Here is a 26,048-nt window from a genome sequence, read left to right on the forward strand (position 1 = left end):
GGGGGCATAATGTCCACAGGTGATAGCATGGAGATAGGTGTTGTGGGAAAACCAAACGTCGGAAAATCCACATTCTTCTCGGCGGCAACCCTCGTTGATGTGCAGATTGCCAATTATCCCTTCACGACGATAGATGCAAACGTCGGTGTTAGCCATGCGATAGCGGAGCATCCGTGCAGGGAGCTTGGCTGCATGCCAAATCCGCAGAACTACGAGTTCAGAAACGGCCTCGCTCTGATACCCATAAAGATGATAGACGTCGCCGGCCTTGTTCCCGGAGCCCATGAGGGCAGGGGGCTGGGGAACAAATTCCTCGATGACCTGAGGATGGCCTCTGCACTTATACATGTGGTGGATGCAACGGGAAAGACGGACGCAGAGGGCAACCCTGTCGAGCACCACGACCCTGTGGAGGACATCGAGTTCCTTGAGAGGGAGATAGACTTCTGGATTTACGGGATTCTCAAGAAGAACTGGGAGAAGTTCTCAAAGAGGGTCAAGCTCCAGCACCTCAAGCTCGCACAGGCGATAGCAGACCAGCTGACCGGAATCGGGGTTACAGAACAGGACACGTTTGAGGCGATACACAAGCTCGGGCTGAGCGACGACCCGACCAAATGGAGCGATGAGGAGCTTTTTGAGTTCGTCAGGGAGCTCAGAAAGGTCAACAAGCCGATAATCATAGCAGCCAACAAGGCGGACGCCGCCGCTGACGCCCAGATAAAACGCCTTGTAAAAAAAGGCAGGAGCAGGGGATATATAGTCGTGCCCACATCGGCTGTAGCTGAACTCACCCTGAGGAAAGCCGCCAGGGCAGGGTTCATTGAATACATCCCCGGAGCGGATGAATTCAAAATCCTGAAGAAGATGAGCCCAAAACAGGAGAAGGCCCTCCATCTGATAAAGGAGCGTGTTCTGGATAGATTCGGGTCAACGGGTGTTCAGGAGGTTATAAACAGGGCAACCTTCGAGCTCCTCCGGCTGGTACCTGTTTATCCTGTGGAGGATGAGCACAAGCTAACGGATCAGTTCGGCAACGTCCTTCCCCACGTGTTCCTCATGAAGAAGGGTTCGACACCCCGTGATTTGGCCTTTAAAGTGCATACCGATCTTGGAAGGACATTTCTCTACGCGGTCAATGCAAAAACCCACAGGCGTGTAGGAGAGGATTACGAGCTTCAGTTCAACGACATAATCAAGATCGTGGCTACCGCGAGGTGATAGGGGCAGTTTTTATTTTCCCTTTCCTTTGGACTTCTCCTGAATGAGTTCCTGATAGAGCCTCGGCTCCACGTCCTCCTCTCTTAACCCGAGCATTTCCGCGATTTTCCATATTTCCTCCTTTGCCTTTTCCGGGTCATCGCTTATAACCTCGATGTCCAGAAAGTCCCCGAGCCCCTCAACGCGGTTGAGCTCAAATGTGACGTTGCCAAGTTTATACACATACCTGTGCTTTTTTACCCACACGTCCTCTTTAAAGCCGAGCCGCTTGAGTATCTCCTTTGTTTTTTCAAAATCCTCAACCACCACCTCTATTTCCTCGAACTCCTCATTCCGGCTGTCCTTTATGAGCTTATAGCCGAGAATGCTTTCATCCCGGTTGACTATTCTCCGGATTCTCAGAAGAGCGGGAAGGGGGACGGAGAAGTAGAGATCCTCCTGCACCTCTTCGTGATCAAAATCTGCAATGGCCTCTATTCTTGGCTGTATCTCCCCAAGATTAACCCTGAATTTAACCTCAACTTCAATCTCCATGTTATACCCCTGCCAGGAACCCGATTATATCACTCCCTTTCTTAAACTCTCTGACCGGAAGCACCGTAACCTCCCTCAGAGTCGGCAGCGCGTTTATATTTTCCTCAATGAATCTGTTGAGCTTCTCCTCATTCTCCTCACCAACGAGGACGAGTATGGTATCATCCCCGCTCTTTGAAACCATGAGGACGTTCGGAAGCATGGCAAGGGTTCGTGTTATATACTCAAGGTACCTTTCAAGAAAATCTTCGATTACCGGGGTTTTAACCCTGACGATGACAAAAGCGGTTTCATTGGGCTGAAGGTCTTTACCCACAACTATCGTGTACCTGCCGATGATGCCCCTCTCCTGAAGCTTTTTTATTCTAAAATGAATCGTTGATTCGGGTTTCTTGAGCTTCTCCCCGATTTCCGAAATAGTGAGCCGTGCATCTTCTTTAAGCAGCCTCAAAATAGCCCTGTCCAGGTCATCAAGCTGCACCATTTCAGCTCCCCCATTTTTTGTATAAATTATGTTCAACCCCGAGATTATCTAAAATTTTTCCAATTATAAACTTTACGATATCTTCCAAATTTTTGGGTTTATGATAAAATCCTGGAGATGCTGGCATAACTACAGCCCCCGCCTCGGTCACCGCCACCATGTTCCTGAGATGGATAAGGTTGAGCGGCGTCTCTCTGATTACCAGGATAAGCTTTCTCCGCTCCTTCAGTGCCACATCGGCAGCCCGGGTTATTAGGTTGTGCGCGTAGCCGTTTGCTATCGCCGAGAGGGTCTTCATGGAGCACGGGACTACAACCATGGCATCGAAGGGGTAGGAGCCCGAAGCAACGGGCGCAAAAAGGTCGTCCTCACGGTAGTCCGGCCTGAACCTGGTTCCGAGCTCATGCTCAATCACGGCCAGTCCTGTCCCCGAGGCTATGCTTATCACATCATGCCCGAGCTCCTTCAGAACTTCTATCAGTTTGACGCCATAAATCACGCCGCTTGCACCTGTTATTGCCACCACAATCCTCATGCCCGCTCCTCCTGAACAGCCCTATAAAATTCATGATGCAGATATTTAATTTTTTTCTTTTACATTTTTTCAAAGTTTTGTTATGGCTATGATGCGGCCGGTAGCTGGTGGCTCCATCTTCCTGAAAGCATTATGGTGGTGCACGACCAACATTTTTATAACTCCATCCGGTACAGTAAACACGGGGAAGCCGATGTCCGGAACAACCATTAAAGTTTTAATCAGAACCGCCGGGAAACTGGCCTCCGAACTCGATTCAAAGGCTATTGTTATCCTGCATGATGTGCCCGATGAGTACATTGAAAATCCTTCCCTTCCTGTAATCGTGGCGGGCAGCACCTTTGACATTTCTGGAGACATCAAGAGGATTCCCCTGCCACAGAACCTGGATACAGAGAACACCCTGAATCTCATCTCGGCTTTTTTATTTGAGCATGAAATCCTCAGGGAGGGGGAGTCATTTGTCTACGTGAGTCCGGACTCAATTGGAATCAAGGTTATAAAAAAAGGCCTGACGACGGTTAAGGGCTTCTTTTCCTCCGCTCAGACGGTTTTACAGAGGGTTCTTGAGATTGCAATCGAGCTGAGCATAGAGGGCAGAGAGGGAGTAAAGCTCGGAACCCTTTTTGTTATAGGAGATGTGAAGAGGGTTCTCAAGCATTCCCACCAGATGATACCGAATCCCTTCAAGGGACACAAAATCAATGTGCTGGACAAGAGGAGCAAGGAGATAATAAAGGAGTTCGCTCTCCTCGATGGAGCCTTTGTAATAAGCAGCACCGGGAGAATACTCTCCGCCGGAAGGTATCTGGATATAGATTTCAAGAAGCTTGACCTTATGCTCCCTCCCGGACTGGGAAGTAGGCATGTCGCGGCGGCGGGGATAACAAAATTAACAAAGGCAACATCCGTTAGCCTGTCCGAAAGCGGAACCATAAGGGTCTTTAAAAATGGGATAATGATACTGGAGTATAACCCGAGGATAAAATATTAAGCCGGTTTGAAAACTGAAAGTTGAAAGTAAAAATAAAATCGGAGCATCAGAAGAGCCACTGATTCTCTATGCACTCGTCACAGGGCGGCTTTTCTCCCGCCATTGCCTTAAACTTTTTGTATATGCACTCAGGCAGGCCCAGCGGGCATCTGTCCGGGGTTAGCTCTGGTCTCACCTTTGTCGGGTCGAGCTTTATCTTTATGTATGCCTCATATTCCTCAACCTTCTTCCACGGGAGAACCTTTGCACCGTATATGACGAGGTTGTCGTAAATTCTGGCGTAGTCTCCGACAACAGCACCCTCCTTGAGTATCACGTTCTTTCCTATGACAACACCTTCTCCGAGAATTGAATCCTTGATCTCGGCCCTTTCCTTCACGATATCATGCCCGATTAAAATTGCCCTTTTGAGGTATCCCCTGTCCTCAATGACGGTCTTCGGCCCCACGTAGGTGTATGCCTTTATTTTGACGCCGTGCCCTATTTTAGCCCCCCGGTCTATATACACCGGCCCCTGAATCTCAACGTCCTCAGGTACTTCTGCACCCTCTTTGACGGTGAAATAACCGTTTTCCTTGGCTATTTCATCCAGAGCAAGCTGGTGGGCATAGAACAGATCCTCAGGAGTTCCGAGGTCGACCCAGTATCTGTCTCTCGGCATCATGTGTCCGTATACCTGACCCTCATTCACAAACCTCGGAAGAATTTCCCTCTCGAAATAAACCTCTTTTCCGCTCGGAATGGCCTCCAGAACCTTCCTGCTGACCATGTAAATACCGGCATCAACGAGGTTTGTTTTCGGTCTCCTGGGCTTCTCCTCAAAGTCTACAATCTTGCCCTCTTCATCGAGCACTGCAACACCGTATTTCTCCGGATCATAGACCTTCGTCAGCGCAACGGTTATCAGACCATCATTTTCGCTGTGGGCTTTCATCAGCTCCTGGAAGTCAAAGTTCGTGAAGACGTCACCGTATACCACGAGGAAGTCCTCCTCTCCCAGCAGCAGGGGCTCAGCGTTTTTAATGGCCCCCCCGGTTTCAAGAGGCATGGGCTGAACTGAATACTTTATGTCCTTTGAGTACTCGGGCATCTTTTCGTCTATGAACTCCCTGACCTCTGCTTTCATGTAGTGAACTGAAATCACTATCTCATCGATTTCCTTTATTCTTTCCAGATTCTCAAGAATATACTGCAGATTGGGTTTTCCAAGAACCGGAACCATCGGCTTTGGTTTGGTGGAGGATATAGGCCTCAATCTCGTTCCAAATCCACCTGCAAGGATAAGAGCTTTCATTAATACCACCAATAATAACCACTGCGGCACAACTTATATATTTAACGGCTATTAAATAGATACCGCCAACTCATCTATCCCTCCTGCCGGGCTTAAACCTTAACTGGTAGACCTTCCCCTTAAATTCAATACAGCTTCCCGGACACACACTTTTCAAAGGACAGCTTCCACATGTGGAATCACCCGTTTCAATCACCCTGAGATACCCCATGCTCTCCAGTATTTTTATCATGCCCTCGACCTCCGAGGGAGGAACTCCTATCTCAGAGGATATCTCCTCAATGCTCCTGCCCTCTTCAATCAGCTTCAGCACCCTCTCCAGCTTTCCCATTTCACAGCCTCCCCAGGGCCAGCCCCAGATGATAGGCGGCTATACCCACGACCGAAGCAAGCCCTATCATATAGACAACGGTGAAAAGTGCCCACTTCCATCCCGCCTCTGCCCTTATCGCCCCGATTGTCGCTATGCATGGGATATAGAGGGTTGTTACGAGGCCGAGTACATAGGCCTGCAGGGGCACCATTGCGTTTATTATGGCCTCTCTGCTGCCGTATAACACTCCGTAGGTGGATATCACATTCTCCTTTGCAATAATTCCAAAAAGCAGACTCACTGCAGCTTTCCAGTCAAGCCCCATAAGCCTTACATAGGGCTCAAAGAACATTCCAATCCTCTCGGCATAGCTCCGGCCGCTTCCTATGGCGCTCGGGTAGTTGCTCAGGTACCAGATAACCACAGAACCCGCCAGAATTATTGTGCCTGCCTTTTTGACGAACTCCTTGCTCCTTTCCCATGAATGCAGGATCACGGTCTTCCACGAAGGAACCAGATACTCCGGGAGCTCGATTATAAACGGGCTGCTCTCGCCCCTTACCAGAAATCTGCTGAACAGCCATGCCATCACAAGGGCGAGCATGATTGAGGTTGCGTATATACTTACAGCGACAATGGCCTGATTCCTCTTAAAGAAAGCCCCCGCAAGGAAGCTTATAACCGAGAGTCTGGCGCTGCACGGAATGAGGGGGTTTATCAACATAGTCACTATCCTGTCCTTTTCCTCATCGAGGGTTCTCGTGCCCATCACAGCCGGGACATTGCACCCCAGGGCCAGAACGAGAGGTATCAGGCTTTTTCCCGGAAGACCGAATTTCCTCATTATCCTCTCCATGACAACAGCCGCCCTGGCCATGTATCCGACGTCCTCCAGAAAGGCCATCGCAAGGAACAGAAGAAAGACCAGAGGGAAAAAGCTTAGAACCGCACCCACGCCCGCAATCACGCCATCCACCAGCAGCCCTCTGAGGGCTTCGTTTGCTATCTGAGGTGCCAGCCACTGTCCAAATGAGGAAAATGCGTCATCCAGCATCCCCTGCAGGGGCATTCCAAAGGCAAAGATAAACTTGAATACCAGATAAAACACGCCGAAAAGAACGAGGAGCCCATAGACAGGATGAGTCAAAATTCTGTCGAGCTGGTCGCTGAAAGTCTCTCCCTGCTCAAATCTGTAGCGCATGAACCTGTGCATCAGGCTGTCGACAAATTCGTACTTCTGGGACGCGATTATCAAATCCATCGCCCTCTTGTACCTCTCCTCAACCTCCCCTATATGCCCCATGATCTCATTGAGCTTCTCGCTCCCTAGATGACGCAGAACGAGCTTGATGACCTCCTCATCCCTCATGAGAAGCTTTATCGCCAGCCAGCGGAGGCTGTATTTTTCCGCAAGTTCTGTGTGCTTTAGGGCTTTGCTTATATGTTCGATTTCACGCTCAACGGCGGGGTCATACCTCGGCATTATGGGGGAGATTTTTGCTTTTCTGTTTGCAACCTCATGTATCTTTTTCTTGAGCTCGTCAACCCCGATGCCCTCCTTGGCATTCAGCGGGACAACCGGAACCCCAAGCACGGATTCCATTTTTCTCACATCAATGTCAATGCCTTTTTTCTCGGCGAGATCAATCTTGTTCAGGGCAATAATGATGTTCCTGAGTCCCATCTCAAATATTTCCATTGTAAGGAAAAGATTCCGCATAAGGGCGGTTGCATCGACGACATCAACGACAACATCGGCACTCCCCTTCAGGAGAAAATCCCTTGCCACAAGCTCGTCCACCGAATGGGCTGTGAGGGAGTATGTCCCGGGCAGGTCGACCACGAGAAACCTCTCGCCTGCGTATTCGAGAATTCCCTCCTTTTTCTCCACGGTTACGCCGGGCCAGTTGCCGACGTGCTGCCTCATGCCCGTCAGGTCGTTGAATATTGTGGTTTTGCCAACATTTGGATTCCCTGCCAGGGCAACAACCTTCATCATAGCTTCCTCACCACAATCCTACCTATTCAATTATATCAATGGCAAATCTTGTCCCGCTCGTTGGGATTACCATACAGAGCAGTAATATTTGTTATAGCTTCCTCACCATAACCTTGCCTGCCAGCCCCTTACCTATGGCAAACCTCGTCCCGCTAACCGAAAGAATGATGGGTCCAAACTGGTGTGATTCTATCACATGAACTGTCGCTCCCGGGGTCAGGCCCATGGCGAGGAGCCTCTGCCGCGCACCGGAGCCTCCAAGTATGTTGACCACCATGCCCTTCTCCCCGGGTTTCAGGGAGTTCAATGGTACAATCATGTCTATCACCGTTAGGTTAGCCTAATTCACTCTCATACTCAGTAGATCGCCTTAAAAAGCTTTGGTGAGCCTAACAAAAGGATACGGTTTGATTTTAAATATTGGTGGATTGTTCTTCAAAACCGGAAAGTTTGAATGAATTGTTGCCATTCTGTTTCCAAAAGCTCACATAAAAATAAAGTTTGTCAAAATTTACTGGAATTTTAGAAAAGTATTTAACCGTGAACCGCAAAAGTAATGCAACGTATCAAGCGAGGTGTTGAAAGTGGGAATAGATATAGGGAAGAGTCTTACCGAACCTGTTGGAATGCTTCAGGAGAACTACAGCCTTTTTGTCCCGGCACTCCTGCCATTTGCCATCAGCCTGATCAGCGGGATTGCATTTGGAGGAAGCGTATTCAGGATGAGGCCAGCAGGAATGGGAGCATTAATGGGGCTGGCGGGCATACTGGGATTGATATCATTCATAGCGTCCCTTATAGCTGCGGGGGCGATAGTTGACATGGCTCACAGACAGCTCACGGGCGAATCCGCAGGATACATGGAGGGGATAAATGCCGCACTCAGCAGGCTCGGCAGTCTGATTGTAGCAACGGTGATAATAGGTATCGGAGCCTTCATAGGCATGATGCTTCTCATAATTCCGGGACTGATATGGCTGATTCTCGTAGCATTCACGATTCCTATAATAATGCTCGAGAATATGGACGGCATCGAAGCAATAAAGGGTAGTATCGGTCTCGTCAGGGAGAATTTTGGTGATGTTGTGGTGTTCCTTATCGCACTCATAATCATAGTCGGTATAGTGACAATGATTTTGAGTCTGATACCCTATGTGGGCAGTGCGGTGGCCTCACTGATAACGACGCCATATGTGGCTGTCGCACTAACACTGGCATATCTCGACCTCAGGGGGGAGTGAGCTTTTTAATACCTCCTCCCAACTTTTATCATGCTTCCAGAGGTCATGAGTGAAATAAAAGAACTCAGCAGCAGGAACGGACTTCGAGATAAGAGAATTCTCCTGCTTTTCTCCGGCGGAAAGGACAGTTCGCTCGTCTTATACCTGCTGAAAGAAGCCGGCCTAGACGTTTCAGCCCTGACGTTCTTCCACCGCTGGAGCTGGAGGGAAACGCTAAACTGGGCGATGGGATTCACCAAGAGGCTCGGCGTCGAGCACTACCTCGTCGATGTTACGGAAGGCCTGCTCAGGGAAGCAACAGGCAGGAAGGGGCCGATATGCATAAACTGCAAGAAGGTCATGCTCTGGAACGCCAAGTGGTTCGCCCTCAACAACGGCTTCGACGTCTTAGCTAAAGGCGACAACGCGAACGACAAGATAATAGGGGCTCTCCTCGACCAGTGCAAAACCGACATACGGCTCTGCGAACTGCCGAAAATTGGAGTGCCGTTCTTCCGGCCGCTGATAAAGTACACCGCTGAAGAGGTTGAAAAGCTCGCGGAAGAAGCCGGAATAAGGCCCTACCGCATGTACGAGCACGCCCGGAGGAGGCAGTGGCGCGAGGGCTGTCCGCTCCAGTACATAGACAGGGAGGAAATCGTGACGGAAAAGCTAATGGACTTGGCCCATCGGGTCAACTACGAGGTGAGCAAGATTGCGAGGAAAAGAAAGGTTCGCGTCAGTGTTAGGGTTCCGAGCTTCGAGATAATGTGCTGGGACTGCGACGAGGAAACGCTCCGTGATGTGGAAGAGACCGTAGAGCACTTCAGAGGTGACCCCAATGCTCCCGCTCGGAAAGCTTAGAAACAAGGTTTTGAGAGAAGTTATTTTTCCGAACCTCGGTATAGAGGACGCAAGGGTAATCTACGGCCCCAGAGAGGGCTTTGATGCGGCAGTTCTTGAGTACGATGAAAACCATTACCTTGTTGTAGCCACTGACCCAACCCTCGGCGTTCCGGCCGAGACCTTTGGCTTCTTCACCTATCACTTCGCTTCAAGCGACGTGGCCGTTTTTGGGGCGAGGCCGAGGTGGCTGGTGGTTGATATCCTCCTCCCGCCCGGAAGCGAAAAGGAATTTCTCGAAAAGACGATGCAAGACTTAAACACAGAATGCAGGAAGTACGGGAGTTCGATAATAGGCGGCCATACAGGAGTTTATCCCTCCGTCAATGAACCGACTGCCACAACGACGGCGATGGGGCTCGTGAAGAAGGACGAACTGAAGCTCCCGCTGGCCATGGCCGGCGATAAGATAGTCGTCACCAACAAGGTCGCCCTTGAGTTCGCGGTCTCGGCTTCCTATTTCCGGGCGGATGAGCTGAGAAAGGTTCTAACTCCCGGAGAAATCTCCAAACTAAGAGCTATGTACAGGCTTGAGACCGTGGTTCCCGATGCTCTAACAGCGAAGCCCTTCGTGAGGGGCATGCACGACGCAACTGAAGGCGGTTTAACCTCCCTCCACGAGATAGCCGACAACTCCGGCCTTGGGTTCAGGGTATATGCCGAGAAGCTCCGGCTCGACCCGATGGTGAGAAAAGTCCTCGACTTCTACGGCTTTGAGCCCTGGAGTGTATCCTCAACCGGAACGCTGATAGCGATAGTGCCACCAGAAAAATCTGATTCATTAATTACAGGATTGCAGAAAAATGGAATTGAAGTGTTTGAAATTGGGGAGTTCACCGCGGATAAAAGGCGGGTTTTAATCGAAAACGGGGAGGAAAAGGAGTTCCCGCGCTTTGAGGGCGACCCCTATGCGAGGCTGTACGGCAAAGAATAAACACCAGAAGGTCTCCAGTATAAACTATGAGCCAAGAGATTATCCGGGATGTCGTTGTTAAGATACTGGGGGAACTCAGTCTTGGTGTTAAAGAGGTAATTCTCTTCGGTTCCCGGGCGAGGGGGATTTCAAGGTAGACAGCGACTGGGACATTTTGGTAGTTCTATCCGGGCCGTTGGATAGAAAAACCGAGCTTGGAGCTTATAAGAGGATACACAGGGAGCTTCTGTTGAGGGAAATCAAGGTGGACGTTCTCTTCATTTCAAAGGACGAGCTCGAAAAGGTCAAGGATGACACTGGCTTTGTTTACTACTACGCTCTCAGGGAGGGTGCGAAAATTTGAGCTTCAAAGGATGGATTGAAAAGGCTGAACTCCTGTACAGTACTAAGAGGGCTTCCGAGTTTCGCTTTTGATCCCAGCCGTTGATTAGTATCCAAAAGATTTTTGAGAGACAGATAACAAAAACAATCGGTGAAAGTTATGAAAACACAAAAGGACATTATAATCCAGCTATTTGAGAATAACATGGAATATCTCAAACTCCTCGGCCGTGCATGGGAAGTTCTGTACTTTGAGGGACATTCTCCAGATGTTGGTAAAAGAAGGGAGAATTTTATCATACAAATGCTCAAGAAGGAATTTAATCTGAACATCATACAAGCTCTTGACACTGAAAGGGAGTGGGATTTCAAGATTATCCTTGAAGATAAAACGGAACGTTACTACAATCTCAAAACAACTGAGGGGTACAGCACAGTAAAACTTGCATGGGATGGTTTTCCAACCGTCGAAAGGATACTGAACTTTAAATTCCACTATAACATACTATATGTTGTTGGTAATAAAAAGGAGCACACAATTGAAATGAGTGTTATATCCATCGATGATCTCAAAGAGATTCAGAGGAAAACAACAGAGAAAACTATAGGGGACTACTGGTGGATTCCGAGATCAGGAACAAACCCCCGCGGGTTTGGATTAAACACAAAAACAGTGAAGAGGCTCGTCGAGAAAGCGAAGGAGAGAGGAAATCATATAAAGACAAGTTATGATCCAGTACCACCCGCAAAAATCAACGAACTCAAAGATAAATATTTTGAGGAGTGGTATGAACTGGTAAAGAAGATAGCCATGGAAGGCCAATAACCACTCATTTAAGGAAATTCAAAAGGGACGGATTTTTAATTGCCTCTTGAACCCTTTTTTTTGCTATTTTTGCATACTCCGGATTTATCTCTATACCAATGAAATGCCTCCCGGTTCGAGCTGCTGCAACACATGTTGTTCCTGCTCCGACAAATGGATCAAGTACTACATCACCCTTGAAGGTATAGAGCTGAATGCATCGGTAAGGTAGTTCTTCAGGAAAAGGTGCCGGATGCCCTACACGTTTTGCCGACTCTGGTGGAAATTTCCATACACTCCTGGTATATTCAAGGAACTCTTCCTTTGCTATTGTTGATACTGCTTCTCTCTCCTTCGGTTTTTCTCTTCTGAGGCTTTTCTTGCTGAGAACAATGATATACTCATGCTGATCTCTAAGGACGGGGTTTACAGGAGACATCCATGAACCCCATGCAGTTGAAGAGCCGCTTACCGCCTCGCCCTTGTCCCAGATTATCTCCCCCCGCATGAGAAAACCTATCCTCTCAAACCTTTCAATCAGGTACGCGTGCAGGGGAATGTAAGGTTTTCTGCCAAGATTTGCAACATTGAAGCACACACGGCCACCCCAGACGAGAACCCTGTAAACTTCCCTCATAACCTCTTCGATGAAGTCGAGATACTCCTCAAGTGTGAGATCCTCATCGTATTCCTTGCCAACGTTGTATGGTGGAGATGTTACCATGAGATGAACCGATTGATCAGGAATATGCCTGAGTATATCTCTCGCATCTCCAACAACAATCCTATCGAGATATTCTTCGGGAACTTTGTTTTCTATAAGGTCTTCTTTTGTGGGTTTCGGCAGCTTGAAGTTTGAGTAAAGCCTTCTGTTATAGAATGGGCTTGAGTCATGCCCCTCTCTGCCCCCCACACCAAAAGCACTCGTTCGGGTCCTTTTCCTTTTTACTCCATTTGTCATTCAATACCCTCCCTCTTCACGGGTTTCACTATAATTAATAGTTCACCATTAAATACTCCGAGCTCCCAGTCGAGCATATCCCCCTCGTTTAACCCAAACTGCTTTACAATGAAGATTGGCACTGTCGTTCTCAAGGAGTTTGACCTCGGTGTTGCCTTTGTGAGCGTTGTTCTCTCACCCAACACAATCACCATGACATGATGGTTTAAGAGATTTTATAAATTTTTTGTCTAATAATTTGCAAGCAAATTGACAATCAAAATAACACCAAACGGATACATATAGACTCCCAACTCACGTATTAAAATGGGATAGCCAACCCTCCACGAACCGGAGGAAAAAGAGGCGGAGAACGCGATAAAACTGGCGGAACTTGTTCTCAAATTTGTGAGTTCTAAACTCACTTCACCCTGAACCTCAGCAGTGCCGCCAGGCCGCCCAACGCCTTCAGCTTGTCGCCTCCCTCGTGCTCCGAACTTACCACCACCACGTTTCCCCTCGAATACCTCACCGTGTCCATGAGCTCCTCTATCTTTTCCCGGTGTTCTCCCTTGAGCAGTTCGTCGAGAACTAGGAGCGTTTCAACGGCGCCGTAGTTCACGGCCTCTTCGACCTCTCTGAGACCGTAAGCGGCCATGCCGTTGTTTTTAGCTATATTCTCAAGCACCCTCTCGACGAGCTGAACCTCTTTAGCAACGCGGTTCTCGTGGTAGACCTTGTCAACAGTCCCGCGCTTGATGACCTCATAGATGCCCGTCCTTCCGGTCACGCTCGTGTCCTCGATGACCACCTTCTTGGCCAGCTCCGGATAGTTCTCGCGCAGGAACTTGTGGAAGTCCTCCTTGACGAAGCCGGGGCCGGCAACTATGGCCCTCTCTATGCCCTCGCGGCTTATTATCTCCTCCATGCTCTTGGCAACGTCGTGGAAGAACTTCTTCTCCTCGCTCTCGCGGTTGGTGTTGTAGCGCTTCCCCCCGAGGTTGTAGCGTATCCCTTTGAGTATCTCGACGCCGTACTCCCTGATTATCGCCATATCAGCTTCCCCGTCGTCTATGACGACTATCATAACCCTTGCTCTCTTTGACGCTTCAACCGCTTCTTTCAGCCTCTCTATGTGGTGCTCCTTCCATCGGGGCTTCTGGATTGTAACGACCGTGCCTTCCTCGATTGCAAGGGTGTGGTACTTGCCGAGGGGGACGTCGTCCCTGCTGGCGTAGACTATCGGCCCGGTAACGCGTACCTGGTTGGCGAACTTGTGGAAGTTTATCTTCTCTGCCCTAACTCCGAGGAAGACGGGAATAACCTCGACCTTCTCGGCCCTGAGCGAATCGCTCCTCTGGCTCTGCTTTCTGAGTGTTTTGGCGTAAACAATATCGCCGGGGTCTATGATGTGATAGAGGTGCCAGAGGTCGTCGAGGGTCTCGGCTTTGACCTTTATCTTGCCCTCCTTAACGTCCTGGCGGATTATCTGCACCTCAATCACCCCAAATCTCCCTCAATGGAACACCGTTCCTCTTTGCGTCTTCGAGTTCCTTGAGGTTATCGTCCAACACTACATATCCCCCGAAGTTCTTTTTCTTTGAAGCTTGAATTGCATCCTCCGGGGCTCCAAAATTTGGACGGGTCAAATCAGCTCCCTCTCGGTTCTGGTTAGCCTTTTTGCCCCGTTTTTGGTTATCACCACAGTGTCTTCTATTCTAACCCCTCCGAATTTGGGGATGTAAATGCCTGGCTCGATTGTCACAACCATGCCCTCTCTCAGAACCGTTTCATCCTGCTGGCTAACCCTCGGCCATTCATGAATTTCAAGGCCGACGCCGTGCCCGGTTGAATGGATGAACCTCTCACCATAGCCGTACTCCTTGATGACATCCCTGACGATTGTGTCAAGTTCCTTGGCCCTCATCCCGGGTCTTGCCGCCTCCACGCCTTTTTTCTGGGCCTCAAGCACTATCTCGTATATCTCCCTCTGCTTTGCATTCGGGGAGCCTACGACTATCGTTCTGGTTATGTCCGAGTTGTAGTGCCTGTAGAGAGCACCCTCATCAATAACAACAAGCTCCCCCCTCTCCATCCTCTTATCGCTGGCAACGCCGTGCGGTAAAGCCGAACGCCAGCCGCTCGCTATTATGGTGTCAAAAGCGGTCTTGTCAGCCCCCTGCACCTTCATCACGTACTCCATCTTCGCTGCAATTTCCTTCTCCCTTCTGCCCTCCCTTATTTCTTCAAGCGCCGCCATCATGGCAGCATCGGCTATTTTGCATGCGGCCTCAATGAGCTCTATCTCCTCGGGGGTCTTGATGATTCTCAGGTCCTTTATGATATCATCAATTGACTCAAACACCCTTATCCCGGATTTTTCCCTCAGGCTGTTGACAAAACCGAAGCTCGTTTTTCCCTCCAGAGCCATCGAGTTGTAAGCTTTAAATCTCTCAAAAAGCTCTGCAGACACCTTGAACTTTTCAACCGGAACAGAGGAGGTTTCTCTGGCTTCTTCATATTCCAGCTCCGGCACAATAAAAACGGCATCATCGGGTGTGATAAGCAAATAGCCTCCGAGAACAGGACTGCTTCCCGTGAAGTAAAACAGGTTTTCTTTCCCCATGATCAAAGCAGCATCAAGCTCTTTCTCGGAGATAAACTCCTGAATCTTCCTGATTCTCTGCATGGATTTCACCTCAAGGTGTGATGGGGGAGGATAAATAAAATCCTTTCGCATGCTGTGGGGTGTGATGTGCAACTCATCAAATGGAAGCCTCCTGCAATCCTCAACAGCATCCGCCCCAACCCAGTAAACTTTAAAAATTCGACATCAAATGCACCAGTGGTGAGGTGCGATGAAGAGAAGAGCCCTCGTCGTTGGTTATGCAAGGAGCAAGGAGAGACAGCACAACAGCCACATGATACTCAAGCCCTTCGGAGTTGAGAGCAGGGAGCAGGCAGCCCAGCTTATAGGGAGAAGGGTGGTCTGGAAATCGCCGACCGGTAAGAAACTTGCAGGGAAAATAACAAAAACCCACGGGACTCAGGGAGAGGTGAAGGCGAGGTTTGAAACCCCTCTGCCGGGCCAGGCGATAAACGACTGTGTTGAGATTCTCTGATTCAATTTTTTGGTGTGTTCAATGCCAATGTTCAGGGAGATAGTGGAGGGGAAGGCAAGGATACTGGTTCCTGTCGCGGAGAGAATCTATGATGCCCCTGTTTTCTACAACCCTGTGATGGCACTGAACAGGGATATAAGCGTCCTAGCTGTGAGGCTTTCGGGGGCTGCTTCCATCATTGATGCCCTCTCCGCCACGGGCATACGGGGAATCCGTTATGCCCTCGAAACTCCTGCCGGGGAGATCTGGCTCAATGACATCAGTGAGGAAGCATTCAGGCTGATGCTCAGGAATGTGGAAGCCAATTTCAGGATTAAACCGGCCCTGGCGGGAAAAATGGCAGTCCTCAGTGGTGAAAAGAGGGTAATTGTGACAAACAGAGATGCCAATCTGGTCATGGCCGAAAACTTCAGGCATTTTGATTTCGTGGATCTGGATCCCTTCGGCTCGCCTGTGGAGTTTCTGGATACCGCCCTCAGGTCAGTGAAGAGGAAGGGGATTCTCGCAGTTACGGCAACGGATACCGGGGTGCTCTGCGGAGCCTACAGGCATGCCTGCCTGCGTAAATACCTTGCGGAGCCAATAAGGGGAGAGCTCTGCCACGAGGCAGGGCTTAGAGTTCTCATCGGAACTGTCGTTAGATATGCCGCCAAGTACGACCTCGGCGTTGATGTTCTCCTAGCTTACTACCGCGACCACTACTTCCGGGCCTTTCTGCGGCTCAAGAGCGGCGCCAGAAAAGCAGATGAAAGCCTCTCCCAGCTCGGCTATCTGTGGCAGGATGTGAACGGCCGCTTTGAGTATGAAAAAGCTCCCCTCCCGGGAAAACCCAGAGCCCACGGCCCGCTGTGGCTCGGCCCGTTGAAGAGTCAGGAGTTTGTTGAGGGAATTCACAGGCTGGGCAAAGAACATCCAATCGCCCACAAAAAGACGCTCCCATTCCTCGAAACTTTAGCGGGGGAATTCGACATTCCCTTCCACTACGACACCCATGCTCTCGCAAGGAGGAACGGCCTCAGGGTGGAAAAAATCAGCGGGATAATCGAAGCCCTCAGAGAGCATGGGTACAGGGCAACGAGGACTCACTTTTCCCCAACGGCGGTGAAAACCGACGCCCCCTTTGAGGAGGTTCTTGAGGTGCTGAAAAAGGAATAAAACAACGAACCTCCTCAGAACTCCAGCTCGAATTCGCCGGGTTGATGCTCCACAACGATGGTGAGGGTTTCTTCGGAGGTGGACTCGTCCACCATCCTGCCCCCTATGGCCCTTACTTCCCCGACATTCCTCAGCGCTATCTCGCTCCAGTTGGAGAGGTGGTTTCTGAAGTGGAGCGTTTTGCCGTCGCCGCCGAGGAAGGTCGCGGTCGAGTAGATTATCTCCACGCCCCCGACCTTCAACCCAAAGGGCAGGAAGAGGGCACCGCGCTTCCTCATCTCTATCCCGTCGAGGAGCTTTGGAACCTCAACGCCCCTGTACTTGACCTTCCCAAAGACCCTGTGGCCCCTTGGGTTGAGAAGGACGAGGTAGTTGCCACGCGGGAGCGCTATCATGTCCTCCTCGGTTACCTCAAAGTCCCTTCCAACGTTCTGCATTGCCAAAATCTCCTCCACGAACTTCCTGTGGAGGTCGTGGTGGCTGTTGTAGTACTGCAACCTGAAGCCGAGGACGATTGCACTTCCCTTTCCCCTCCTCACGAACGTCCCAACTGGCCTGCCGTAGTGGAAGACAAAGGGTTCTCCTCCCCTAACTCCCCTGACCGTGTTCCTGACGAGCATCCTGTCTATTCCCTCCGAAGAAACGCTCGTGAACTGGATCAGCCTCGGGTTGTCCCTCGCTTTCGCCCTTTCAACCTCGACACCGAGGAACTCGGCTAGAGAGGAGTAAGGCTTCATGTTCTCGTCGAGGTAGGGAAGCATCGGCAGGAGTACGAGGTTCCCGCCTCTGGCAACGAATTCAGCGAGCTTGTCCTGAACTTTCCTGCCCATGAAGTCGAGACTGTAAACCCAGAGCTGGCCGTAGCTCAACATTTCCTCAACGCTCGCCTCCTCAAGGTCGAGGACGTCGAAGGGAACGTTGCTCATAGCCAAAAGCGTCAGAAGTCCCCTTTCCCCAAGGAGGTACTCGTTGAGGTTTACACTCTCCGTAAGGTTCTTCCTGAGGCCGAACAGCGAGAGAGCTTCGTAGGGCTCGTAGGTTCCAAAGGCAACCCTCGGCCTGAGCTCGGAATCAACGAAGTCCGGGTTGTTGAACAGGAACTCGCCGAGCCACTTTATCGGCTCAACGTGGGGCCTTTCGCTTCCATCGAGGCCTATCGGCGAGTATACGTCCCAGGTAACCCCGTTGTGGGACTCGTAACCTCTCGGATTTTCACCGCCGACGTAGAGGTAGTAATTGATGTTGTGGATTCCGAGGGAAGCCACCAGCGCGTAAAGGTGCTCCGCTTCGTCCGGCTCTATCGTGTGAGCCAGGGAAACCTGGGTCTCTATGCTGAGGGGCGGCGTTCCGAGTCTTTTCTGATAGAAGCGGTAGATTCCGGTCTTGTAATAGATGTGGCCGAGCTTATCCTCCTTCAGGTCAAAGGAGCGGTAGAAGGAGTACCAGAACTCGGTCCAGAGGTGGATATCGAGGTTGTTCTCCCTGACGTAGCGGTAGAAATGCCTCCAGGCAGAGAGAAGCAGGTAGGGGTCGAGTATGCTTATCGGGACGTCAACGTAGCGTTTCATATGGTCGTAGAGCCTCTCAACGTAGCGGTTGGTCATCCAAATCTTGAAGTGGTGCCAGTCGAGTATCTTCGGCAACGGTTCGTTCTCGCTCGCCGGCGCATAGACCTCGGAGTAATCACTTATCGGCGTTCCGTAGCGCTCGCTCAGCTCGTCGAGGGAGTAGTTGGTCCTAAGCCACTCCTCCCACAAACCTTTGGGCTTCGTTATTATCTCGTTGTAATCCGTCAAAAAGGGCTGGAAGATGGTCTCCCAGTAGGAGGGCTCGTCGTCTATGGAGACGCTTATTATCGGCCCTCCGTTGGTGTAGAGGTAGTCCCAGATTACCGGCAGAACCTCGTCGTACCACTTTGAGACGGCCCCGAGGTAAGTCGGGTGGAGGTATGTTATCGGGGGGTAATAGATGTCCCCAGGCAGGGGCCCGTTCGGTCCCCTGGCGAGTATCTCAGGGTGTTCTTTGATAAGCCAGCTTGGAATCCCACCGTTCCTCCACTCGCCGCAGATGTAGGGGCCGGGCCTGATGATGACCTTGAGGCCGAGTCCCTCTGCAAGCTCAAGGAACCCAATCAGGTCTCTCTCGCCCCTTGTTTCACCCGTGAAGTCAAACTTTCCGGGCTCCGGCTCGTGCCAGTTCCAAGCGACGTAGGTATCCACCGTGTTGAGGCCGTGCCTTTTCATCTTTTCCAGCCTGTCGCGCCAGTGTCTCCTAGGAACGCGGAAGAACTGGAGCGTTCCGCCGTAGACGGTGAAAGGCTCCCCACCAAGGTAATACACCTTTCCATCGTGGCCAACCTTCATAGCAATCACCACTTGACGACCTTGCTCAGAAACCTGGGCCTGTCTGGATCGAGTCCGCGCTCAATGGCCTTGTAATAAGCCAGGAGCTGGATTACCGGGAGGTGCAGGACAGGGCTGAGGATTTCTTCGATTTTGGGAACTTCGATGAAGTAGTCCGCCCCGGTATCTTTTCTTCCGACGGTGAGGACCCTTGCACCCTGGCTTTTGAACTCTTTCGTGAGCTTCTCGTGCCAGTCGAAGGGCTCGTTCACGAGGAGGACAACTAAGGTTCCATTGTCGGCTATGGACTTGAAGCCGTGCCTGACCTCGAAGGTTTGATACGCTTCACTCCAGAAGAGGGCCATCTCCTTCATTTTGAGCATGGCCTCAAGTGCTATCGGATAGAGTATTCCCGAGCCAAGGAAGATGACGTTCCAGAAGTCAAAGCCCTTGACGATTTCCCTGATGTACTCCTCGCTCCCCAGGACTTCCTTAGTTAGCGACGAGACGAGTTCCGCATCGTGGGTTTCCCTCCCGTATGAACTGAGGAGAAGCTGAATGAACGAGAAGTAGAAGGTCGTGAATGAGTGCGTCATGACGACGCTCTCCTCGTGGACAGGAACTACTAGCGCGTAATCGGCTCTCTTTGAGAGCGTGCTCTCGTAGGCTGTTAAAGCGAACCCTGGAACGTTCAAGGCGTCGAGGGCATTTATTGCCTCGGTCGTCTCGCCTGAACGAGATATCGCCACGAGAAGCCCCGGCTTTCCTATCGAATACCACTCCCTCGAATAGAGAAGTTCGGAGCAGGGGGCGCTGAACCCCCTGCCCCCAAGGCGGGTGGTTGCCATGGCCAGTGGCTGCGACAGGAAATGTGAACTGCCACAGCCCGTGTAAACTACCTCTCTCGGTAACCGGAAGTCATGAACCATTACGAACTCCTCAAAGGCCTTCTGAGCCGTGATTATGCCCTCAGGGGTCTTTAGTATCTCTCTTAGAGTTGCGTGCATTTAATCACCCCCGTAAAGGTGGCAGGCAACCCAGTGGTTCTTCTCAACCTCGCGAAGCTCTGGACGGACTTTGAAGCACTTCTCCATGGCCTTCGGGCACCTCGGCGCGTAGCGACAGCCGGCTATCTCGTAGATGCCGCGCTCCTCTTTCTCCGGTTCAATGCCCCTGAACTCCCACTTCACGTTCGGGTCGGGAACGCTCTCAAGGAGCATCTGGGTGTAAGGGTGGAGGGGATTGTGGAAGACCTTCTCCGTGTCGCCCATCTCGACGATGGTTCCCCTGTACATGATTATCGTCGAGTCGCTGATGTAGTAGCCCAACGCCAGGTCGTGGGTGACAAAGAGAACCGAGGTGCCGTATTTATCCCTGAATTCTCCGAGGAGGTTGAGGACGTCTATTCTAGTGCTCGCGTCGAGCATCGAGACGGCTTCATCCGCTATGAGGAGCTTTGGCTTTACGAGAAGGGCCCTCGCTATGAGGATTCTCTGAAGCTGCCCGCCGCTGAGCTGGTGGGGATACTTGCCACGAACTTCCGCCGGGTTGAGGCCAACCTGGCTGAGGGCGTCGTCTATCATTCTTTCCCTTTCGTCTCTGCCTACCTCTAGGAGGAACGAACGAAAGACCAGGTCGAACGCCCTGTCTATCTCATGGAGGGGGTTGAAGCTGGCAAAGGGATCCTGGAAGACCGCCTGGACCTGGCGGTAGTAGTAGGTGCGCAGCTTCCTCTTGTCGAACCCCGTTATGTCCTCTCCCTCGAAGAGTATCCTTCCGGAGGTTGGCTTGAGGAGCCTGAGGATGAGCTTTCCAACTGTCGTCTTTCCACTGCCGCTCTCGCCCACGAGAGAGACTATCTCCCCCTCTCTCATCGAGAAACTGACATCATCGACGGCGCGGATTTCAAAGCCCCCAATGAGGCCGGAGGTGAACACCTTGGTTAGGTTCTGGACTTCGAGAAGGGTCATTGCTCATCACCCCCGAGGAGATGGCAGGCCGCGTAATGTTCTGGTCCTACCTTGACTGGCTTTGGCTCAATCTCGCTGCACTGCTCCATCACGTTTGGACAGCGTGTGTAGAAGCGACAGCCCTTCGGCGGGTTGAGGAGGCTTATTGGGTAGCCAGGAATGCCGCTCAGCTTCTGCCTCCTGTACTGCACGCCCATCCTCGGCAGGGAGTTTAGGAGGAGTCTGGTGTATGGGTGAGCCGGAGAGCTGATTATCTCCCCCGTCGGGCCGATTTCAACCACTTTTCCCGCGTAGAGTATCATGACGCGGTCGGCTATCTTGTTGAGCAGTGCCAAATCGTGGGTGACGAAGATGATGGACTTAACGATTCCCTCTTTCATGAAGTGGTGGAGGAGTTCTATGACGACCCTCTGCGTCGTGACGTCCAGCGCGGAGGTTATTTCATCGGCTATGAGCAAATCAGGGTTTAGAAGGGTCGAGACTACCATCGTAGCGCGCTGTCTCATGCCACCGCTCAGCTCAACGGGGTACATATCCGCTACCTTCTCGCTGAGCTTGACCATCCCCAGCCTCTCACGGAGGAGCTCCTCAACTTTTCCCCTGTCGGTGTATTCGTGTTCCTTAGCGAGGTCCCAGACGATGTCCTTGATCTTCTTGGTTGGATTCAGGGCGTTCATCGCGTACTGGGGGATTATTGAGAGTTCGGTGTAGCGGATTCTTCTGGCTTCCTCCTCGCTGAGTTTCATCAGATCTTGGCCCTTGAAAAGTGCCTCACCGCCAGCGTGTAGCATGGGCGGTTTTCTCAGTATGAGGGAGTGTACGAGCGTCGACTTTCCGCAGCCACTCTCTCCGGCTATGCCGAAGACCTCCCCCTCCTTCACCTCAAAGGAAACCCCATCCACAGCCTTGACGTGACCAACGGGAGTGTTGTAGTAAATCCTGAGATCCCTGACTTCCAGTAGGTTCATTCCCCTCCCCTCCTGAGCCTCGGGTTGAATACCTCCTCCATTCCCAGGTTGACAAAGAACAACGCTGTGATGATAAGGGTGATTATCAGCCCGGGCGGAATGAACCACCACCACCAGCCGAACTGGAGGGCATTGTAGGAGATTGCCCGTTGAAGTATGTTGCCCAGTGATACCATCGTTGTTGGACCAAGGCCTATGAAATCAAGGGTGGCAGAGGTTAGTATAGCCCCGCTGAACTGAAGGATTCCGGCCATCACAACATAGGAAATCATGTTGGGCATTATCTCCTCGAAGACTATTCTAAGGTCGCTCTGACCGACTATCCTGGCGAGGTTTACAAACTCCCTGTTCTTGAGGGAGAGGGTCTGCGAGCGAACTGCCCTGGCCACCCATGGCCAGCCGGTAAGGCCTATAATTATCGCCTGTATCGCCGGGGTCCTTGCTGAGAGATAGGCCGCAACGAGGACAAGGAGCACTATAGAAGGAATAACCAGCATTATGTTTGTGAACATCATAAGAATCTCATCAACCCAACCTCCCTTGTAACCTGCCACCAAGCCTATAGTTATCCCCAATATCGTTCCGATCAACGCCGCGAGAAAGGCTATCCACAGACTAGTTCTGAGGCCGTAAACGAGCCTTGCGTAGAGATCCTGCCCGTTGATGTTTGTCCCGAGGATGTGAAGGACCTCAACCTCCCGGCCAGAGTAAGTGGTTATCACCTCGTGGCTCAGAGGAGGTAGGGTCTTTTCTCCATAGGATGCTATGGAAACACCTTCAAATTTCTCGTAGTAGAGGCCGTCCCATGCAAAGGGTGTGAGGAAGGGACCTATTAAAGCAAAGATTAGGAGGAATACCAGAAGGATAAAGCCGAACTGAAACTTCCTGTTCCCAAAGGCTATTTTAAGGAGTTTAAGAGCCCCCATGTTCAACCCTCCGTGTAGCCTGCTCTAACACGCGGATCTATGAGGGCGTAAGCTATGTCTATGACGAAGTTCGCCGCTAAGACCGAGATGACCACGATGAGGAAAGCCCCCTGAAGGAGAAAGTAGTCTCGGTTCAAGGCCGCATTCATTATGAGGACCCCTATGCCCGGGTAGTTGAAAACTATCTCGGTCGCTATCGCTCCGGCAACCATCATGCCGAGCTGTAATGCTAGCCCGGTAATCTGTGGGAGGATTGCGTTTCTGTAGGCGTGCTTGGTCATGAGCTTCTCGCTTGCCCCGAGGGCTTCGAGATAGCGCACGTAATCTGCCTCGAGCTCGTAGATTATCATGTTGCGCATTCCTATCCCCCAGCTTCCTATCATAACGATAAACAGGCTGAGGAAAGGAAGTATCCAGTGGTATATAAAGCTCCTAATGAACTCCCACGAAAAGCTCGGGATCAGATTGGTGGCATATGCACCGGAATATGGGAGAAGGTTCAGTTTAACTCCAACAACGTAAACGAGTATCATCGCGAACCAGAAGTAGGGCATGCTCGCAAGGAAGTAAAACATCGGCATCATATATCTGTCATACTTCCGGTTTTTACCTGCAAGGGCACCAAACCAGTTCCCGACCAGCCAGCTCAGGGCTATGGCCGGGAGAAGAATGGCTATGTCATAAGGAAGGGCGTGTTTTATTATATCCGAGACAGGGGCGTTGTACAGCATGCTATAGCCCAAATCCCCGTGGAAGAGACTCACCCAGAAGTTCACAAACTGCTTCCACATAGGCTGATTTAACCCATAGAGCTCCTCGTAGAACCGTATGAGGGCCTCGCTTGCAGTGCTTCCACTCTGGGACATCATAGCCTCGATTGGATTGCCGGGCATAAGTCTTGGAAGGAGCCAGTTAAGGGTTACAGCGAAGACGAATGTGATTCCATACACGATTATCTTGCGAACGAGGTACCTCCTGAACCCCATAATTACTACCCCCTGAACTTTAAAAGATGTAAAAAAGAAAGGTTAGCGCCTTCTCCTCAGGAGTAGGGGCACAACAGCCAAGCCAATGATAAGGGCAGGTCCACAGATGCCTTTGCCTCCCCCTGAGGTAGTTCCTGTTGGGCTTGATGTTGAAGTGGTTTTTGTCGGGCTTGAAGTTCGGGGAGGTGTTGTATCAGTAGTTTGAGTCTCACTCGCTGGCTTAACGCCCAGCAACGCCAGTGCAGTTCCCCATGTTCCGTACTTGGCCCAGAATATAGGTACACCGTAGGGGTTGTTAGCGTTTGGCCAGTTGGTCCAGTACTTGGTGTTGGCCTCGTAGAAGAGCGTTGCCATATAAACCGGAACCGCGGGGACATTCTTCAGCCATATCTCGCTGAGCTGTTTTATGTAGTTAGCTTCCTTTTCCGGGTTCGTCGTCTTGGCGAACTCATCGAGAATCTTTTCTGCGTTCTCATTGTAATACTTTCCAAAGTTCGCGCTTCCATCCTTGCTCAGGAGGGCATAATAGACGGCATAGGCAGTTGGCTGGAACGTTCCCGCCCAGTGAAGGCCGAGATCAAACTTGCCATTATTGTATTTCTCCATCATCGCTCCCCAGTCGTACTTGTCTATGACCACCTTGATTCCAAGGGCTCTCAGCTGGTTCTGGATTATCTCGGCCGTTGAAATCCAGTCGGAACAGCCGGCGCATGTAACGAGGTGAAGCTCAATCTCCTTCCCGTTGTAGGTTCTCCAGCCATTTGAGTCTTTCTTCATACCAAGATTGTCGAGTATCTTGTTGGCCTCTGCTATGTCCCCGTACTTCCATCCATACTCCTTGACGAGTCCGTTGAGTCCAATCTTTCCGCTCCACTTCTTGAGGAGTCCAGTTCCGAAGGGTATTTCCGAGGGTCTGTCGCTTATGGGCCCGTTCCTGTTTATCTGCTCGGGGTTTATCGCCATGGCTATCGCACGCCTGAACTGAACGTTGTTCATTGGCTCCTTCTGGGTGTTGAAGTACAGGAGGACCGGAGCAACTGCCGGGAAGTAGGGTGATTTGTCAAGCCAGCTGGCGAGGTTAGGATTCTGCTTCTTGGCCTGAACTATGTCAATGTAATAGGTCCCCACGTCGAGGTCTCCCTTGATGAAGAGGTTCGCGGCCTGGGAGTTGTCCTTGACGTAGAGTTCAACTATGTACTTTGGAGCGGGTTTTCCAAAAACTTTGTTGCCCCACCAGTTATCGTTCCTCTCAAGTATTGCTTTCTGCTGCTGAACTACTTCCTTGAGCCTGTAGGGGCCTGAGCCAACGAGATACTTCATCTCATCACCGGTGAAGGTCATCTTTGGTACCTTCTTCGGGTCAATGTTCTCGAATATGTGTTTGGGGATTATGAGAGCTCCCTGTCCCCAGCCGTAGAAGAGCTGGAGCTGCCAGAGCTGATAATTGGGAGTGCCCGCGAAGATGAAATCAACGGTTCTATCATCGACAACCTTGATTTCCTTCAGGCCAAGTTTTGTCCAGTTCCTCAGGCCTATCTCCTGGTAGTACTCGTAGGAGAACTTGACGTCCCCGGCAGTCAGCGGCTTCCCGTCCTGCCAACTCAGACCGCTCCTCAGCTTAACCTCAAAAACGTTGGGCTTGACCCACTTCCAGCTTTCCGCGAGCCAGGGCTTCAGTTCACCCGTCATGAAGTTAAGCATTACAAGGGGCTCAAATATGAGGCCGTCGAGACCAAGTATGTTGCCTCCTTGGAAGGGATTGGCGTTTGTCGGAGGCGCGCTGTTGGCGGTGTAAAGTGTTTCGCTCCTCGGATATTCCACGGCATTAACCGGGGCAAAACCCACCATACTGGCCAGAAGAAGGGCCGTCAAAGCAAGGCCGAGATACTTTTTCATAGTTTCCCACCTCATTATAAATAATGTCATTTTTATAAAACTATCGGATTCTATATAAGCTTTTTGGTAGCCACAAGACACCATCAATGCACACCGTTATATAGAATACGGGAAAAGATGCACGTGAGCAGACCCTTACTGATGACCAAAAATGACCATAGGAAAATTATAAAAACATCAAAATCT

28 protein-coding genes are annotated in these 26,048 nt (G+C 50.9%); 9 read left to right on the top strand and 19 right to left on the bottom strand.

The window, feature by feature from the left end; genetic code table 11:
• Positions 1-27: 27 nt before the first annotated feature.
• Positions 28-1,221 (top strand): redox-regulated ATPase YchF, encoded by a 1,194-nt coding sequence (locus ACYQ27_RS07525; protein WP_456394895.1) that lies wholly within the window; start codon positions 28-30, stop codon positions 1,219-1,221.
• Between the two features lie 12 nt (positions 1,222-1,233).
• On the opposite strand, the gene cyaB is transcribed toward ACYQ27_RS07525, so the two are convergent.
• From cyaB to ACYQ27_RS07540, 3 genes are read right to left on the bottom strand one after another with little or no spacing between them, the layout of a single operon-like run.
• Entirely contained in the window at positions 1,234-1,749 is a 516-nt protein-coding gene (gene cyaB / locus ACYQ27_RS07530; protein ID WP_456453591.1) for a class IV adenylate cyclase, read from the bottom strand.
• A gap of 7 nt (positions 1,750-1,756) precedes the next feature.
• Positions 1,757-2,239 carry an Lrp/AsnC family transcriptional regulator gene (locus tag ACYQ27_RS07535; RefSeq protein WP_456394894.1) on the bottom strand — a complete coding sequence of 161 codons (483 nt, stop codon included), beginning with the start codon at positions 2,237-2,239 and terminating at the stop codon, positions 1,757-1,759.
• A 1-nt stretch (position 2,240) separates the two neighbouring features.
• Entirely contained in the window at positions 2,241-2,774 is a 534-nt protein-coding gene (locus ACYQ27_RS07540; RefSeq protein ID WP_460041390.1) for a UbiX family flavin prenyltransferase, read from the bottom strand.
• 193 nt (positions 2,775-2,967) lie between these two features.
• Here ACYQ27_RS07540 and ACYQ27_RS07545 point away from each other — a divergent pair, with 193 nt between their 5' ends.
• On the top strand, positions 2,968-3,768 hold the full coding sequence (locus tag ACYQ27_RS07545) for a DNA integrity scanning protein DisA nucleotide-binding domain protein (protein ID WP_456394892.1): 801 nt from the start codon (positions 2,968-2,970) through the stop codon (positions 3,766-3,768).
• 46 nt (positions 3,769-3,814) lie between these two features.
• Here the strand turns inward: ACYQ27_RS07545 and ACYQ27_RS07550 are convergent, their stop codons facing one another.
• The 4 genes from ACYQ27_RS07550 to ACYQ27_RS07565 all read right to left on the bottom strand — a co-directional run bounded on the left by ACYQ27_RS07550 (position 3,815) and on the right by ACYQ27_RS07565 (position 7,693).
• The gene (locus tag ACYQ27_RS07550; RefSeq protein ID WP_456394891.1) at positions 3,815-5,062 is read right to left on the bottom strand and encodes a nucleotidyltransferase family protein; all 1,248 of its coding nucleotides are present in this window, start codon (positions 5,060-5,062) and stop codon (positions 3,815-3,817) included.
• Between the two features lie 70 nt (positions 5,063-5,132).
• Positions 5,133-5,393, bottom strand: a complete 261-nt coding sequence (locus tag ACYQ27_RS07555) for a DNA-binding protein (protein ID WP_456394890.1) — start codon at positions 5,391-5,393, stop codon at positions 5,133-5,135.
• Position 5,394: 1 nt separating this feature from the next.
• Entirely contained in the window at positions 5,395-7,374 is a 1,980-nt protein-coding gene (gene feoB / locus ACYQ27_RS07560) for a ferrous iron transport protein B (protein ID WP_456453584.1), read from the bottom strand.
• A 91-nt stretch (positions 7,375-7,465) separates the two neighbouring features.
• Positions 7,466-7,693, bottom strand: coding sequence for a FeoA family protein (locus ACYQ27_RS07565; protein ID WP_456394888.1), 228 nt, complete (start codon positions 7,691-7,693; stop codon positions 7,466-7,468).
• Between the two features lie 265 nt (positions 7,694-7,958).
• On the opposite strand from ACYQ27_RS07565, the gene ACYQ27_RS07570 reads away from it, so the two are divergent.
• The 5 genes from ACYQ27_RS07570 (at position 7,959) to ACYQ27_RS07590 (ending at position 11,578) form a co-directional block, all read left to right on the top strand.
• Entirely contained in the window at positions 7,959-8,615 is a 657-nt protein-coding gene (locus ACYQ27_RS07570; RefSeq protein ID WP_456453583.1) for a YciC family protein, read from the top strand.
• A 30-nt stretch (positions 8,616-8,645) separates the two neighbouring features.
• Positions 8,646-9,458, top strand: a complete 813-nt coding sequence (locus ACYQ27_RS07575) for a DUF7411 family protein (RefSeq protein ID WP_460041391.1) — start codon at positions 8,646-8,648, stop codon at positions 9,456-9,458.
• Positions 9,436-10,431: an AIR synthase family protein gene (locus ACYQ27_RS07580; protein WP_460041392.1), complete on the top strand. Its 996-nt coding sequence runs from the start codon at positions 9,436-9,438 to the stop codon at positions 10,429-10,431. The genes ACYQ27_RS07575 and ACYQ27_RS07580 overlap by 23 nt, the downstream gene beginning before the upstream one ends.
• 175 nt (positions 10,432-10,606) lie before the next feature.
• Complete coding sequence (locus ACYQ27_RS07585) at positions 10,607-10,774, top strand: hypothetical protein (protein WP_456453580.1); 168 nt, start codon at positions 10,607-10,609, stop codon at positions 10,772-10,774.
• Positions 10,775-10,903: 129 nt separating this feature from the next.
• A complete protein-coding gene (locus tag ACYQ27_RS07590) occupies positions 10,904-11,578 on the top strand; it encodes a hypothetical protein (protein WP_456453579.1) in 675 nt (224 codons plus the stop codon).
• A 4-nt stretch (positions 11,579-11,582) separates the two neighbouring features.
• Here ACYQ27_RS07590 and ACYQ27_RS07595 read toward each other — a convergent pair whose 3' ends face one another.
• The 5 genes from ACYQ27_RS07595 to pepQ all read right to left on the bottom strand — a co-directional run bounded on the left by ACYQ27_RS07595 (position 11,583) and on the right by pepQ (position 15,186).
• Positions 11,583-12,518, bottom strand: coding sequence for a type II restriction-modification system DNA methyltransferase (locus tag ACYQ27_RS07595; protein ID WP_456453578.1), 936 nt, complete (start codon positions 12,516-12,518; stop codon positions 11,583-11,585).
• Complete coding sequence (locus ACYQ27_RS07600; RefSeq protein WP_456453577.1) at positions 12,515-12,712, bottom strand: AbrB/MazE/SpoVT family DNA-binding domain-containing protein; 198 nt, start codon at positions 12,710-12,712, stop codon at positions 12,515-12,517. The genes ACYQ27_RS07595 and ACYQ27_RS07600 overlap by 4 nt, the downstream gene beginning before the upstream one ends.
• Positions 12,713-12,918: 206 nt before the next feature.
• Positions 12,919-13,992, bottom strand: a complete 1,074-nt coding sequence (locus ACYQ27_RS07605) for an mRNA surveillance protein pelota (RefSeq protein WP_460041393.1) — start codon at positions 13,990-13,992, stop codon at positions 12,919-12,921.
• Between the two features lies 1 nt (position 13,993).
• On the bottom strand, positions 13,994-14,146 hold the full coding sequence (locus ACYQ27_RS07610) for a hypothetical protein (protein WP_460041394.1): 153 nt from the start codon (positions 14,144-14,146) through the stop codon (positions 13,994-13,996).
• Positions 14,143-15,186, bottom strand: a complete 1,044-nt coding sequence (pepQ, locus tag ACYQ27_RS07615) for a Xaa-Pro dipeptidase PepQ (RefSeq protein WP_456395125.1) — start codon at positions 15,184-15,186, stop codon at positions 14,143-14,145. Before pepQ ends, ACYQ27_RS07610 begins: the two co-directional genes overlap by 4 nt.
• A 169-nt stretch (positions 15,187-15,355) precedes the next feature.
• Between pepQ and ACYQ27_RS07620 the strand changes: the two genes are divergently transcribed.
• Positions 15,356-15,619 (top strand): 50S ribosomal protein L35ae, encoded by a 264-nt coding sequence (locus tag ACYQ27_RS07620; RefSeq protein ID WP_456395124.1) that lies wholly within the window; start codon positions 15,356-15,358, stop codon positions 15,617-15,619.
• A 21-nt stretch (positions 15,620-15,640) separates the two neighbouring features.
• A complete protein-coding gene (locus ACYQ27_RS07625; RefSeq protein ID WP_460041395.1) occupies positions 15,641-16,774 on the top strand; it encodes a tRNA (guanine(10)-N(2))-dimethyltransferase in 1,134 nt (377 codons plus the stop codon).
• 14 nt (positions 16,775-16,788) lie between these two features.
• Here ACYQ27_RS07625 and glmA read toward each other — a convergent pair whose 3' ends face one another.
• Genes glmA through ACYQ27_RS07660 form a run of 7 tightly spaced genes read right to left on the bottom strand, consistent with a single transcriptional unit; the run spans position 16,789 to position 25,862 of the window.
• Positions 16,789-19,137 (bottom strand): exo-beta-D-glucosaminidase, encoded by a 2,349-nt coding sequence (gene glmA / locus ACYQ27_RS07630; RefSeq protein WP_460041396.1) that lies wholly within the window; start codon positions 19,135-19,137, stop codon positions 16,789-16,791.
• A 5-nt stretch (positions 19,138-19,142) separates the two neighbouring features.
• The gene (glmD, locus tag ACYQ27_RS07635; RefSeq protein ID WP_456423042.1) at positions 19,143-20,123 is read right to left on the bottom strand and encodes a glucosamine-6-phosphate deaminase; all 981 of its coding nucleotides are present in this window, start codon (positions 20,121-20,123) and stop codon (positions 19,143-19,145) included.
• Positions 20,124-21,086, bottom strand: coding sequence for an ABC transporter ATP-binding protein (locus tag ACYQ27_RS07640; RefSeq protein ID WP_456423043.1), 963 nt, complete (start codon positions 21,084-21,086; stop codon positions 20,124-20,126). It lies immediately after the preceding gene.
• On the bottom strand, positions 21,083-22,054 hold the full coding sequence (locus ACYQ27_RS07645) for an ABC transporter ATP-binding protein (protein ID WP_456423044.1): 972 nt from the start codon (positions 22,052-22,054) through the stop codon (positions 21,083-21,085). The genes ACYQ27_RS07640 and ACYQ27_RS07645 overlap by 4 nt, the downstream gene beginning before the upstream one ends.
• On the bottom strand, positions 22,051-22,980 hold the full coding sequence (locus ACYQ27_RS07650; protein WP_456423045.1) for an ABC transporter permease: 930 nt from the start codon (positions 22,978-22,980) through the stop codon (positions 22,051-22,053). Before ACYQ27_RS07650 ends, ACYQ27_RS07645 begins: the two co-directional genes overlap by 4 nt.
• Positions 22,981-22,982: 2 nt before the next feature.
• Positions 22,983-23,966, bottom strand: coding sequence for an ABC transporter permease (locus tag ACYQ27_RS07655; RefSeq protein WP_456453574.1), 984 nt, complete (start codon positions 23,964-23,966; stop codon positions 22,983-22,985).
• A 42-nt stretch (positions 23,967-24,008) separates the two neighbouring features.
• Positions 24,009-25,862: an ABC transporter substrate-binding protein gene (locus ACYQ27_RS07660; protein WP_456453573.1), complete on the bottom strand. Its 1,854-nt coding sequence runs from the start codon at positions 25,860-25,862 to the stop codon at positions 24,009-24,011.
• Positions 25,863-26,048 lie beyond the last annotated feature (186 nt).

The organism is Thermococcus atlanticus, assembly GCF_054657855.1.